The organism is Dyella sp. AD56 (genome assembly GCF_002878475.1).
Classification (GTDB): domain Bacteria; phylum Pseudomonadota; class Gammaproteobacteria; order Xanthomonadales; family Rhodanobacteraceae; genus Dyella.
In genome coordinates, this window is the sequence record NZ_NRDP01000020.1 from 75,727 (window position 1) to 89,310 (window position 13,584).

General features: G+C 59.8%; 12 protein-coding genes. 6 read left to right on the top strand and 6 right to left on the bottom strand.

Going from position 1 to position 13,584, the window contains the following annotated elements; all coding sequences use genetic code 11:
- Positions 1–301 precede the first annotated feature (301 nt).
- Positions 302–1,435 carry a hypothetical protein gene (locus tag DyAD56_RS13605; protein ID WP_146010509.1) on the top strand — a complete coding sequence of 378 codons (1,134 nt, stop codon included), beginning with the start codon at positions 302–304 and terminating at the stop codon, positions 1,433–1,435.
- A 499-nt stretch (positions 1,436–1,934) separates the two neighbouring features.
- On the opposite strand, the gene DyAD56_RS13610 is transcribed toward DyAD56_RS13605, so the two are convergent.
- Positions 1,935–2,861 carry a LysR family transcriptional regulator gene (locus tag DyAD56_RS13610; RefSeq protein WP_102303303.1) on the bottom strand — a complete coding sequence of 309 codons (927 nt, stop codon included), beginning with the start codon at positions 2,859–2,861 and terminating at the stop codon, positions 1,935–1,937.
- Positions 2,862–3,023: 162 nt separating this feature from the next.
- Here DyAD56_RS13610 and DyAD56_RS13615 point away from each other — a divergent pair, with 162 nt between their 5' ends.
- Together DyAD56_RS13615 and DyAD56_RS13620 are read left to right on the top strand one after the other, a co-directional pair.
- On the top strand, positions 3,024–4,685 hold the full coding sequence (locus DyAD56_RS13615; RefSeq protein ID WP_102303304.1) for a GMC family oxidoreductase N-terminal domain-containing protein: 1,662 nt from the start codon (positions 3,024–3,026) through the stop codon (positions 4,683–4,685).
- 79 nt (positions 4,686–4,764) lie between these two features.
- A complete protein-coding gene (locus tag DyAD56_RS13620) occupies positions 4,765–6,240 on the top strand; it encodes a benzaldehyde dehydrogenase (RefSeq protein WP_102303305.1) in 1,476 nt (491 codons plus the stop codon).
- Positions 6,241–6,548: 308 nt separating this feature from the next.
- Here the strand turns inward: DyAD56_RS13620 and DyAD56_RS13625 are convergent, their stop codons facing one another.
- The 4 genes from DyAD56_RS13625 to DyAD56_RS13640 all read right to left on the bottom strand — a co-directional run bounded on the left by DyAD56_RS13625 (position 6,549) and on the right by DyAD56_RS13640 (position 9,861).
- The gene (locus tag DyAD56_RS13625) at positions 6,549–7,241 is read right to left on the bottom strand and encodes an isochorismatase family cysteine hydrolase (protein WP_199178967.1); all 693 of its coding nucleotides are present in this window, start codon (positions 7,239–7,241) and stop codon (positions 6,549–6,551) included.
- Complete coding sequence (locus tag DyAD56_RS13630) at positions 7,241–7,936, bottom strand: dienelactone hydrolase family protein (protein ID WP_102303306.1); 696 nt, start codon at positions 7,934–7,936, stop codon at positions 7,241–7,243. Before DyAD56_RS13630 ends, DyAD56_RS13625 begins: the two co-directional genes overlap by 1 nt.
- Positions 7,937–8,060: 124 nt before the next feature.
- Positions 8,061–8,876 (bottom strand): alpha/beta hydrolase, encoded by an 816-nt coding sequence (locus tag DyAD56_RS13635; RefSeq protein WP_199178968.1) that lies wholly within the window; start codon positions 8,874–8,876, stop codon positions 8,061–8,063.
- Positions 8,877–9,003: 127 nt separating this feature from the next.
- Entirely contained in the window at positions 9,004–9,861 is an 858-nt protein-coding gene (locus DyAD56_RS13640) for an alpha/beta hydrolase (RefSeq protein ID WP_102303308.1), read from the bottom strand.
- 44 nt (positions 9,862–9,905) lie between these two features.
- Here DyAD56_RS13640 and DyAD56_RS13645 point away from each other — a divergent pair, with 44 nt between their 5' ends.
- Positions 9,906–11,075, top strand: a complete 1,170-nt coding sequence (locus DyAD56_RS13645; protein WP_146010510.1) for a helix-turn-helix domain-containing protein — start codon at positions 9,906–9,908, stop codon at positions 11,073–11,075.
- Positions 11,076–11,200: 125 nt separating this feature from the next.
- Here the strand turns inward: DyAD56_RS13645 and DyAD56_RS13650 are convergent, their stop codons facing one another.
- Positions 11,201–12,088 carry a LysR family transcriptional regulator gene (locus DyAD56_RS13650; protein WP_102303310.1) on the bottom strand — a complete coding sequence of 296 codons (888 nt, stop codon included), beginning with the start codon at positions 12,086–12,088 and terminating at the stop codon, positions 11,201–11,203.
- Positions 12,089–12,184: 96 nt separating this feature from the next.
- Here DyAD56_RS13650 and DyAD56_RS13655 point away from each other — a divergent pair, with 96 nt between their 5' ends.
- Positions 12,185–13,057, top strand: a complete 873-nt coding sequence (locus DyAD56_RS13655) for a pirin family protein (protein ID WP_102303311.1) — start codon at positions 12,185–12,187, stop codon at positions 13,055–13,057.
- Between the two features lie 56 nt (positions 13,058–13,113).
- Positions 13,114–13,560, top strand: a complete 447-nt coding sequence (locus tag DyAD56_RS13660) for a DoxX family protein (RefSeq protein WP_102303312.1) — start codon at positions 13,114–13,116, stop codon at positions 13,558–13,560.
- Positions 13,561–13,584: the final 24 nt, after the last annotated feature.

The following is a 13,584-nucleotide window of genomic DNA, read 5'->3' on the forward strand; positions in this document are numbered from 1 at the left end:
TCAGATCGAACCTGTTTGGCACCCCGTGAGTGCCATGCCGGCCAATGAAAGTTGCGACGATGGGGCCGGGGTACCGCGGTCCGGAGGCAGGGTGCGCCGTGTCAGGCTTGGTGAACATGTCCTAAACCCCAGGCGACGCCTGATGAACCGTTTCGCGTGGAGAGGGCAATCACATGCGGCGGTGCACGTCTTTGCCGTGCAACCAGTCTGAAAGGCCACGCAAGTATGCGCCGCTCATCAGGACCACACCGTGCAGGGGAGTGGAGAGGTCCTGGCGTTCCTAGTGAAACAGGAGCTAGCCATGAGCACGAGTATGCAAAGGATGACTCGCCTGTCCGCCATCGGGCTGGCGTTTCTGACCCTCCATTCCTTCGGCGGCACGCAGACGGCCAGTGCACAGGATGCCTTCCTTCCGCGCAGCATCACGTCATCGACGATACCGACGAACGGCGACCTGAATCCCTATGGCGTGGCTTTCGTGCCGCAGAACTTCCCGCGAGGTGGGGCCATCGCTCCCGGCGACGTGCTGGTGTCGAATTTCAACAACATCAGCAATCTTCAGGGCACGGGTACAACGATTATCAAGTTGACGCCCACAGGTCAGCTAGCCCCAGGTGTCGCCGCAGGCACCGCCGGCAACGCGACGACTTTCTTCCAAAGCCATCTCGGTGGCCTTACGACTGCGCTTGGTGTTCTCAGCCGCGGTTTCGTCGTTGTCGGGAACCTACCTACAACGGACGGCACGGTAAACACGATTTCACAGGGTGCTCTTCAAGTTATCGACGGCCGCGGCAAGCTGGTCGCGACGTTGTCGGATAGCAGATTCCTGGATAGTCCCTGGGATCTGGCCATCAACGACCAGGGCTCCCGCGCGCAGATATTCGTCTCCAATGTGCTCAGTGGCACTGTGTCGCGACTGGACGTGACCATGGGCACGGCGGGTTTCGTGGTGACCAAGCGGGTTCAGATCGCTGTGGGGTATTCCCATCTACCCAACTCCGCAGCGCTGGTTCTGGGGCCAACGGGGCTGGCTTACGACGAGAGCTCGGATACATTGTTCGTTGCCTCTACCGCGGACAATGCGATCTTCGCCGTGCCAAGTGCGGGTGGTCGCAGTACGGCCGTGAACAAAGGCCGTGTCGTTTTCGTAAGCCCCCATTTGCGCGGCCCCCTGGCGCTGGCATTTGCCCCTAATGGACATTTGCTGACGGCCAATGGCGACGCAGTCAATGCAGACCCTCTGCATCCGAGCGAGATCGTGGAGTTCACGCGTACCGGTGGCTATGTCACCGAGGCCAACGTGGATGCTTCACAAGGTGGCGCATTCGGCGTTGCCACGGTGCTTTCGGTGCAAAACGTGGCATTCAACTATGCAGCGATCGACGATGTCGCTAATGACCTCATCGTAACCTTGGTCCCAACCGCCGAACAGTAGCGTCAGGCGTGCTGATAGCGTTGTGTCCGGACCTCGTGCCGGGCACGACGGCTTGCGTTCCTTGGCATACGAAATTTGTACTTTGATGGCAAGGCCGCGAACTTTTGCATGACGCGGATCGAACGTCGCGCCGGGCGATTAGGGCAAGTTATCGCGAGTAGTGCTGTACTTTCGACAAATGGATCCGATCGAAGGCGGAGGCCGAGCTGTGTGCTCGATCGCCGAGTAGGGCGTGCCATTAACGGATCGTGCGTTTCGCTCAGCGTCACTGGCGCTGCGTCGCGCTCCGTTGGCGGAGAAGGGGCGCTCGACTGGCCAATAGGCTCCCGCCTGGAGGTAACCCAATACGGCGCCCGCGCCGCGGTGCGCGGTCATCGCCATCACCTCGCTGAGCCTTGCGAAGACGATGAAATGTATAGCCGGTACGGACGTTAGATATTCAGCGATGGCACGCATAGATCGCATTCGCCGTTCTGATGGTTCAGCAATGCAGAGCGTTCTATTGGCTCGCTAGCGCGCGTTGAATGTCGACATCCCAGATGGCCGGCTGGCCGAGACGTTGACCAATGAGCTGAGCAAGGGCATGAATCTTGGGCGATCCCCGACGAGAAGCTTTGTAGACCGCGGAAATCACACTGCCTGTCGGCACATACGGTGAAAGGATGGAGATCAGGCGCCCGTCAATCAAAGCATCTGCCACCTGAAACGTCGGCATGATGGCGATTCCCAAACCCGCCAGCAGCGCATCCTCAAGCTGATAGCCGCTGTTGGTGCGCAGGCGACGACGGATGGCGAACCGCTGTACGACACCATCCACGGGCAGACTCCAGTGCGTGCCTGGCTGGCGGAAGCTGTACATCAATCCCTGGTGTGTGTTGAGTTCGCGAGGATGAAGGGGCGTGCCGTTCTGCGCTAGATACCCTGGACTGGCACAGATGACATGGCGATTCTCCGTGATGGTTTTCGCCACCAGGGCGGAATCCTGCACGACACCCATACGAATGGCTAAATCGTAGTTCTCATCCATCATGTTGACGTAATCGTCGCTGCCTTCAACGTCGAGGCGGATATCAGGGTAGGTCGCGGCAAATTCCGTGAGAATGGATGCCAGGTACCGCTGGCCAAAGACAATCGGCGTCGCGATACGCAATGGGCCACTGAAGCCATCGTGGGCTGCCTCGAGCGTTTCCTCTGCCATCTGGACCTCGTCCAGGATGCGCACCGCACTGTCGTAAAAGCGTTGGCCGGCGTCGGTCACCTTCAAACGCGTCCCCCGCTCGATCAAAGGCGCCCGGAGGCGAGTCTCCAGGCCGTGGATACGCTCGCTGACCACCGATTTGGCCGTACCCAGGCGTTTGGCGGCCTCCGTCAGGCTTCCTGCGTCGACGACCGCGATAAACGTACTCATCTCTAGAAACTTATTCATCGGTGCTCTTCATCGGCTTTCGACTCGGCGGTCAGTCAATAGTGTGCCGCTTTCCGTTCGGATTCGCCGAACAGCGGTGTCGTTCATCTCTGGCTATGCCCGCCTCGACGCGGTTCTTAGATTGGGAACACAGCGCAGCCGCGCCTTCCGATGGAGGACACTATGAAAGACGCAGACGAACATTTTGACGGCTCCCGTCGCCGTATTCTCGGCCAAACGCTCGCACTTTCGGCGGCTGCGGTCGCTGCGGGCATCGGCCTTCCGGGTCATGCGAATGCAACTTCCTTGAAAAAGGCCCGAGGCAATGCAGCTGGCGGGTCCAGTCGCGACTACGACGTCATTGTCGTGGGCGCAGGTTCCGCCGGTGCGGTTTTGGCGGCACGTTTGAGCGAAGACCCCGATCGTCGTGTGTTGCTGCTTGAGGCCGGCAATAACTATGCCCCGAATGCTTATCCGGATTTGGTGAGTAAGTCGGACCTGGTGGGTGCCAATCTGGATCCAAGGTTCGAGTGGGGGTACAAGAGCGAACCTTCGTACGTCGGCCACCCGATCCATGCGATCCGTGGCAAGGTTGTCGGCGGCAGCTCCGCCATCAATGGCGCGGTGGCTGTACGTGCGCGGCCCGAAGACTTCACGCGCTGGAATCTACCTGGCTGGGGTTACAGCGACCTCTTGCCTGACTTCAAGCGCCTCGAGAGTCGCACCGGGGGTGCGGATGCCATTCATGGCCGCAGCGGACCATTCCCGGTTCATCAGCTGATACGAAGTGAAGTCACGCCATTACAACGCGCATTCATGGATGCGACGGTTGCCAATGGCTACAAGACCATCGCAGATTTCGACGGCGCAGACGCTAACGGCGTTGGCCCATATCCCATGAACATAGTCAACGGCGTGCGCGTCAATACTGGCATGGCGTACCTCACGGACACCGTTCGCTCACGCAGAAATCTCACCATCCATTCCGACGGCCTAGTGGATCGCGTGATGTTTGAAGGCAAACGCGCCGTTGCTGTGCGACTAGCTAACGGACAGATTGTTTATGGAAGCCATATCGTGCTTTCCGCCGGCGTTTTCGGCAGCCCGGCCATTCTGATGCGCTCAGGTATCGGCCCTGGAGAACAGTCACGTCGGTTGGGTGTGCCTGTGATGGCTGATCTCCCGGTGGGCTTGCGCCTTACGGAGCACCCGTTCTACTTCAATGCCTATGCGGTGAAGCCCGAGTTGGCGGGGGCACAATCGCCGGTTATTGGCGCCAAGCTCTGGACGCGGACATCGACTGCGACGCCGGGCGACCTGGATTTACACATCACGGCTACGCATCTTTTTCCGCACGATCAAAGTCCCACCAAGCTTGGCTTTGTACTTGCCGTGGCGCTCACCCGGCCTCTGTCCCAAGGCAAGTTCTGGATCGACAGCCTCGACCCGGGCGCCATGCCCCGCATCGACTACAACTTCCTATCGGCGCCGCAAGACCGAGAGCGGCTTCTCGAGGGCGTCAAGCTCGCTCGGCGAATTGGCAAGACGTCGCCTTTCAGCCAGTTCGTCCACAGCGAACTCAATCCGGGGCCGCAGGCGGAGACCGACGAGGCAATTCTGGCGTCTATCCGCAACACGCTGGACTCCTACGAGCATGCATCGGCCACCGCACCCATGGGGCGGGAGAGCGATCCGGCGACCGTCGTAGATCTCTCTGGCCGAGTGCTCGGCCTGGAGAGCCTCAGCGTCATGGATTCCTCGGTCTTCCCGGACGTGCCGTCTGTCGCTACCAACGTTACGACGATTGCATTCGCAGAGCACTTTGCTGCGGCATTCCGCGCGTAGCTCGCGACCTTCGCACTCGTCGAAAACCCATTACCCGGCATGAACCCCCACGCCGGGTCTACATGAGAGGAATGACCCCATGAGTGATAAACACTCCCTATTTTCGTCCAAAGATGCCTGGAGCGGACAGATCTACAGCAATGGCTGGAAAGCTGCCGGACTGGGACGCGAACCGGTGCTCGACAAAGCGACTGGCCAGGTTATTGGTCAGTCGGGTGTTGCTTCCATGGAAGACGTGCACGCGGCAACGGTGGCGGCACGTAAGGCCCAAAAAGCGTGGGCGCGCCTTCCGGCACCGAGGCGCGGCGACATCGTTCGTGAGTTTTCGCGACTACTGCTCGTGCACGGCGACGAGATTGCCGCCGACCTTGTGCGTGAAAGTGGATCCATTCGTGCGAAGGGTCAGTGGGAAGTGCACATGGCAGCCCGTGAGATCCTCGAAGGCGCCGCATTGGCCAGCCTGCCGTCTGGAGTGCTCGCTGCGTCGGCGGAAGAGGGGCGTCGTAGTGTGGCGCGCCGCATTCCGATAGGTGTTGTCGGAATCATTACGCCGTGGAACTCACCGCTACTGCTGGCTGTGCGCGCGGTCGCCCCTGCGCTCACCATGGGCAACGCTGTCATTCTTAAGCCGGACTTGCAGGCTCCTGTCGCGGGCGGCTTTGCCCTCGCGCGCCTACTCGAACTGGCGGGCCTGCCAGACGGACTATTTCATGTGCTGCCGGGCGCGGCGATTACCGGCGATGCGCTAGTTCGCGAGCCCGGCGTGGATATGATTTCGTTTACGGGCTCCACTCGGGTTGGCAAACAGATCGGTTCGATTGCGGGTGGTCTGTTAAAGCGCGTGTCGCTTGAGCTCGGCGGCAACAACCCTTTGATCATTCTGGAGGACGCCGACGTCGAACGCGCCGCGAGTGCCGCCGCTTGGGGTTCCTTCTTTCATCAGGGCCAGATCTGCCTGACGACCGGGCGCCACCTTGTGCATGAAAGCATCGCGGAAGCGTACCTGCAGGCGCTTGTTCGCCATGCCAAGCAGCTTGTGGTGGGCAACCCCTCTGATGCCGAAACTCAGATCGGTCCTGTCGTGAATGAGCGCCAAGCAACGGGCGTGGACCGCATCGTTAGCGAAACGCTGGCCAAGGGCGCCACCCTTCATGCAGGCGGTTCGCGCGACGGCCTGTTTTTTCCCCCGACGGTGATTAGTGGCGTCGAACCAGGCATGCCTGCGTTTGATGAGGAGATTTTCGGTCCGGTGGCTGCGATTACAGTCTTCAAGACCGACGAAGAGGCCATCGCGCTGGCTAACCGTAGCGAGTACGGGCTCTCCGCTGCGGTCATCTCCCCGAATCTCGCTCGTGCGCAAGCCATCTCGGACGAACTTCATAGCGGCGTGATCCATATCAATGACCAGACCCTGCTGCACGAGGTCTACGGCCCGATTGGCGGCGTGGGCGACTCAGGCAATGGCTTCAACCACAGCACACTGACCAACGCCGATCAATTCTCTGAGTGGCAGTGGATCACCACGCGCTCCGTCGTTCCCGATTACCCGTTTTGATCCATCGCTGTCTCCCGGGACCGTCCCGGCCCGGGAGACATGAAGGACTACTATGACCAACAATCCAGGGCCGATCCCGAAAGGGGCCTTCCGAGTCTGGCACGCCCTCTGGCCATAACCCGCTCCCTCAGGGGAGATGAGGCAAAGAGCGCGCGCCTGTCGATGGGCGCGCTTCACTCTTGGCGTGACGATAGCCATGCTGGCTTGCAGTGCGAACATGGGGGTAGGGTGATTAGCCCGTGTTATCGCGGGTACCGGTGGTGTTGATCGAGGGGCCGGGTATTGCGAGACCTAGTCAATCTGGCCCGTCATTTAGAGAGCTTCTCGACGATTTCCTTCGTCGACAAAATGGCGTTCGCGTAGGCGGGCATATTGAACTTGAGCGACGCGTCCATCTCTGCCAGGCCAAAACTGCCGATAGCATCCTTGATGACTGTGACCTCGTAGCCAAGTTCGGCCGCGAAGCGCAACGTGGATTCGATGCAGGTATTGGCACGCATACCGATAATGATGACTTTGCGTAGCCCGTGCTTCTTGAGCTGAAGGTCGAGATCAGTGTTGGCAAAGCCGCTGGACATCCAATGTTCCAGCGCCACCACATCGCCGGGTATCGGTTCGAAGTCCGGGTGAAAACTGCCGCCCCATGTGCCGTCCGCGAACACGCGATTCTTGTATGCGCTGGCTTGCACCGGCGGCATCGTCTTCCAGTGGAGATGCGCATCGTTGTCGCGCCAGCGGTGATGCGGCGCGATGAAGACCCGGATGCCTCGCGACCGCGCAGCAGCGAGAATCTGGAGCATATGCTCGACGACATCGAGGGACTCCAGCGTCTCGCGACTCAACTCGTAGAGCTTGCCTCCCTCAGACAGGAAGTCGTTATAGGGGTCGACGATGAGTAAGCCGGTCAAGTCGGGTTCGTAGGTTGTCTCTGCCACCATCCACTCCTGCTCGATGGCTACGCCCCGGACTGCGGCATGGGGCATGCCGGTGTGATCAATCATCAGCCCAGGTTTTGATGAAGGAACTGGTAAGTCCTGGTGTGGGCCAGTGATGCGGCAGCCGGGTCATAGTGTGCTCCACCGTGCCTGGAGAACGCGTGACGCTGCCCCGGATAGCTGTAGATGGTCGCGTTCGGCTTGCTGGCAAGCGCCTGCTTGATCGCCGCCTGTGCGGACTTTGGAATGAACTCGTCCTCCTCACCCAGGTGCATCAAGAGGGGCGCGCGCAGCCCGCCGGATTCACCAAGGTATTTGTCGGTGTCGCCACCATGGTAGGCGACCGCGGCATCGACATCGGAACGCGCAGCGGTCAAGAACACCATGAGCGCCCCGAGGCAGTAACCAAGAATGCCCACCTTGCCGTCGCATTCGGGGAATCCGGAAACGGCCTTTATCGTGTCCTCCACATCCCTGACGCCGGCATCCCGGTCGTAGGCCTGATAGAGACGAAGCCCGTGTTGCCAGTCCTCCTCGGAGGTGACGCTTAGGCTCAGGCCGGGTTCCAGGCGCCAGAACAGGTCGGGTGCCACGGCGAGGAAGCCTTGTTCGGCCAGCTCATCACAGGTTGCGCGGATGTCGGCGTTGACGCCGAACAGCTCCTGCAGAACGACGATGGCTGGGGCAGGCAATGCCTTGGGCTGCGCAACATAAGCCGCGAACTCACCATCACGACCTTTTATGGTGACGCGATCGTTCATCGTATTCTCCCGGCTGGGCAGTCTGCTTCTGCTCGGGCTTCAGCAGAAGCCCTCATGTTGAGTGGTGGGTTGCGCCCGGAAGGATCGAGGTGATGCATGTTTCCATGCGTGGCCTTCGATACCTTCATTCACCTGCTTTCGCTACGGATCGTTGATTGCTCTTCGCCGAGGTTGCAGCCTCCTCGATGAGCTTTGCTGTTTCCTTCGGGTGTGAGATGTAGGCGACGTGGCTGGAGTTTACTTCGATCGTCTTGGCCTTCATGCGCTTGGCCATCATGCGCTCCTGGTCAGGGTTGATCGAGCGATCTTGCGTGGCCACCATGTACCAACTGGGCTTGGTCTTCCAGGCGGGTGAAGTGATCGGCGAGGTGAACGAGTCCTTCGAGATCAAGACCTGCGACTCCGCCATGAAATCAACCTTGGGCGAAGGAACGTCTGCGGCGAAATCGGCCGTGAACACAGCTGGGTCAATGTAGAAGTAGCCATCGTCAGTGGCTTTAATTCCCTTGGTAGCGGGCGGGAGCGCCTGCTCGATCGTGGCGGCGCTCTCGCCGGCGTCTGGCCCGAAGGCGGCGATGTAGACCAGCGCGGCAACTTTGGGATCATTGCCGGCTTCGGTGATGACTGAGCCGCCGTAGCTGTGACCCACGAGGACCACTGGGCCGGGCTGGCGATCGATCACGGCCTTGGTGAACTTGACGTCCTCGGCGAACGAGGTTTCGGGGTGCTGCACTACCGCAACCGTGTAGCCGTCCTTCCTGAGAATATTGGCCACAGGTTCCCAGCCGGAGCCATCGGCAAAGGCGCCGTGCACCAGAACTACATTTTTGATGCCGGAGGGCGGGGCAGCGGCTGCAGTCAGTGCAAATCCACCAAGCGTCGCGAGCAGCAGTGGCATTGCAGCAAGTTTCCAAGCGAATATTTCGGACCTCGTGGCCATGTTTGTTCTCCTGGCAGGGTTGGGACAACGAACGAGCTTGGCGACGCAATAGCCTCAACGCAAAGCAAGTGGCGTCATTGTGATAAGTGATGGAATCGCAAGGCGGCCATATGGCTTCTCTTCTTGCTCAACTCCGGAGAAACGCCAGGAGGTCCGCATTGATCGTGTCTGCGTGCGTCGTTGGCATCCCATGAGGTAGCCCCGGATACGATTTCAGCGTGCCATTCCTGAGTAGTGCGGCGGACTGTTTTCCTGTGGCCGCAAACGGAGCAATTTGGTCATCCTCGCCGTGCATAACGAGCACGGGAATGTCGATAGCGCCAAGGTCGTCATAGAACTCGGACTCGGAGAACGCCTTGATGCAGTCGTACTGCGCCTTGATTCCGCCCATCATTCCCTGGCGCCACCAGTTATGGCGAATGCCTTCGGAAACCACCGCACCGGGTCGGTTGTATCCGTAAAAGGGAAGGGTGATATCCAGATAAAACTGCGACCGATGGGAGGCGGTACCATCGCGGATGCCGTCTATGACCTCTTTGGGAACACCCTCGGGATTGCTGCTCGATTTCATCAGAGTGGGCGGAATGGCGCTGATGATAACTGCCTTCACGGCACGCCCGTTCGCATGGCGAGCGACGTATCGGATAACTTCGCCGCCACCCGTCGAATGACCGATGTGAATGGCGTTTCTGAGATCCAGTGCGTCGACGAGCTCAGCCACGTCGGCCGCATAGGTGTCCATGTCATTGCCATTGAACGTCTGGGTCGAGCGTCCATGGCCCCGCCGATCATGCGCAATGACGCGAAAGCCCTGAGCCAGAAAGAACATCATCTGGGCATCCCAGTCGTCAGCCGAGAGCGGCCACCCATGGTGGAAGACGAGTGGCTGCCCAGCGCCCCAGTCCTTGTAGAAGATCTTCGCGCCGTCACTGGTTGTAATGTACGAGCTACCGGCGTTTACTAGTTTTGTGCCTTGTAGAGTCATACGGCCGCTCCATCCGGTGGCAAGCGGCAGCTCTTGGGTGCCGCTTGAATGGCGAGACGCTGGGCGGGTACATGCCGCTGATGCGCAGATGGCTTTTTTCCGTGGACCAGATCGTCTTTGGAGAAATGAAGCGTATGCTCGACAGACGTAGCCAACAACGGCTGATTCAGACAAAAAGGCCGGTAAAAACGGTCAGTGCAAGCAGATCTCACATAGAGATTGGAATTGTGCGTGATGCCGGCACATCGGCCACCGGATTGCACGGCTTGGCCGAGCTTTTCACCTACGCTGGCGAGATGGCGGGGAGACGCCACGGGCAGGGCGCTTTGCCCGCTGTGCGCATCACCCAATGGCAGCGCGAGCCCGGCCAGTCTAGCGTGACTTGCACGTACGACAGCGGCGCAGGGGATGATCACGACCTGGCCGTTTTGGTCCTTCCTGGAAATCTGCAGGCCACCCTTGATGCCTCAAAAGATGAAGTGCTGATAGCCTGGCTTCGAGCGATGCACGCGAGGGGCGTGGTCATCGCTGCTGTCTGCGGTGGTGTTTTCATCCTCGCCAGAACAGGTCTGCTGACAGGGCGGCAAGCGACGACACACTGGGCGTTGCGTGACCAGTTCTCGCGGGAGTTTCCCGATGTCCTGGTCGAGACGGATCACATGGTCATCGACTATGGCGACGTACTTACGGCGGGCGGCGTTCTGGCCTGGGCGGATCTTGGCCTGCGTCTGGTGGAGCGACTGCTTGGGCCCCGCGTCATGATGGATACGGCCCGCTACATGAACATCGATCCACCTGGCCGAGAGCAACGCTTCTATAGCGATTTCGATCCCATGCTCAAGCATGGCGACAGCGCGATAGTAAGAGCGCAGGAATGGCTGGCCGGCCAGAGGGAGCGCGTCATATCGGTAGCGGAACTGGCAGCACACGCATGCATGGAGCCAAGGACTTTCCTTCGGCGATTCACCAAGGCGACCGGCATGAAACCGCTGGAATACCAGCAAAGGTTGCGCATATCGCGAGCGCGCGAATTGCTGGAATTTACGCGCTCTAGCATCGGCGATATTGCTGCGGCCATCGGGTACGAGGACGTTGAAAGTTTCCGCCGGCAATTTCGGAGATTCACTGGCTTGACGCCGTCTGACTATCGGCGCCGCTTCGCTCCTGGAGCGGATGAATCGTACTCGCCCCTTGCAGCAAGCATGACCCCCTGAGGCGTGTTGGTGACCGAGTCAGGTTTTGCTGATCGCGCGGCCACGGTTGTCACAGCTCAGCCCAGACGACGGTTGTGTGCATGGTTTTGGATGCGAAGTGGCTTAGGCCGGCGTCGTTTGATGCATCATCGAAAGCGCAACTGCGAGACAAAGGCGCGTCCGGCCGGACCGGGAAGCGCGTCCTTGCGATAAACCACGTGCATGGGGAGGAACACCTCACGTGGCAGTCCCTGGATTTTGATCTTCACCAGCGCTCCCGTATCGAGCTCCTTCTCGACCATATGCTCGGGCATGTGCCCCCAGCCTAAACCTGCACAGAGAAAAGCGTGCTTTGCGCCAAGGTCGGCAAGGCGCCACGTAAGTGGCGAAACGACGCCGAAGGTTCTTCCCTCGGACAGCGACGTGCGATCGGTCAACACCAGCTGCACCTGTTTCTCGAAGTACTTGCTGCTGATCGCGCCTTTATGCGCGGCAAGCGGGTGTGACGGCGCCACTACGGTGACCATGGGAAGGTCGATCAGCGGTTCCGAAGCGAGCTCGTCGGGTATGGCGGGTAGCGAACCTACGATGCCGATGCGGCACGCGCCGTCCAGCACAGGCTTAATTACGCCGCCCAGCGCCTCGACGTAGATGCGCAGAGGTGTATTTGGAAAGAACTCGCGGCAATGGCCAGCGGCGCGAGTAAGTCCTTCCATGGGATACATCACATCGATAGCTACTGAAAGCTCGGGCTCCAGGCCTTCTTTCATCGAGCGAGCGCGTGCCTTAAAGCCGTCCATTTGATTGGCCACGCTGTGCGCCTCGACCAATAGCGCCACGCCTGCTTCCGTGAGCTTGGGATAGCGTTCGCTTCGATCGAACAGGGTGACGCCCAGCTGCGCTTCCAGATTGAGCAGCGTCTGGCTCACTACCGATTGCGCGCGTCGCAGCTTGCGGCCGGCGGCAGAGAAGCTTCCTTCTTCCGCGGCAGCAATGAAGGTGCGGAGCTGGTCCAGCGTGACGGCGTCGAGCATATATCGTCCATAACGATAGATGTCATCGAAATATATAGGCTATTCGGATGCATGGGCAAGACCTAGTCTTTTGCCATCATCACCGAGGACGCCCCCATGAACGCTGTTGCTTCCACCCTGTTGCAGCCTGAGCCGACCGCGCGCCTGACGGCCACCTCCCGCAAAATTCGCACGGTTACCAATGGCTATCACCATGGCCCGATCATTCGCCTGGTCAGCCCCTCTGATCTTGGCGAGTGGATCAAGCCGTTTGTCTTTCTGGATGCTGGCGTACTGCCGCCGTCTGATGTTCCGATGTTCGGCATCCATCCGCATTCGGGCATTGCCACGCTGACAGCCGTGCTTTCCGGCAGCGTCGCCTACGAAGACACCACCGGCAAGCAGGGTGAAGTACGAACGGGCGGGTTGGAGTGGATGAGGGCAGCCGGTGGTGTTTGGCATGACGGCCATGTCCTCGGCAACACACCCGTGGAATTCTTCCAGCTTTGGGTCGCGTTGCCACCGGATCAGGAAACGGGCACTCCGGAAAGCCAGAACATCGCACCGGAAGAGGTGCCAGTCGTCGGGCCCGCACGCGTACTGCTTGGACACTACCAAGGGGCAAATAGCCCCATTCGTGGACCCGCTGGCATCACCTATTTGCATGTGCGTCTGAAGGCCGGCGAGCGCTGGCACTTTCAGCCGAACACGAACGAGACGGTGGCGTGGATAGCCCTGCATAAGGGGGCGACCACTATCCCCAATGGCCTCAATGCGGGCGACCTGGCCATCTTTGAAGAAGTCGAACAGCCGATCGAAATCGTCGCGAAAGATGACCTGTCCTTTGTGCTCGGCGCCGCCGTAAAGCATCCCCATCCACTCATGTTGGGCAAGTACTCCGTCCACACCAACGCTCGTGCACTCGTCGAAGGCGAGGCGGAGATCGCACGTATCGGTGGCCTGCTGCGCGCAGCAGGTCGTCTGAAGTAAGCACGGTTTGTTTCCATTCCTTGAGTGACCCATCCATTCCAAAGAGAGCATCCATCATGAATACCAAAGCCGAAACCGTTAGTTACGCCTCGTCCATCGACCGCGAACAAGTCACGTCGAAGCTCACCCTCAAGAACGTCGCAGAACTGGCCGGCCGCGTGCTGATCGCGGGCCTGTTCCTGCTATCGGGCGTTGGAAAGATCACCGCATACGCCGCCACCGCGGGCTACATGGCTTCCATGGGGGTGCCGGGCGGCATGCTTCCGCTGGTGATCGCTACCGAGGTCCTGGGATCCCTGGCCATCATCCTCGGCTGGCAAACCCGCGTTGTCTCGTTCCTGATGGCGGGCTTCACTCTGCTGACCGGCTTCCTGTTCCACGCCAATTTTGCCGATCAGACGCAGATGATCATGTTCATGAAGAACCTGTCGATCGCCGGCGCCTTCCTGCTGCTCACGGTCAACGGCGCAGGCCCGATCAGTCTCGACAGCAAGTCGCGCTGATATTCCATCCCTTTCGACAACAGT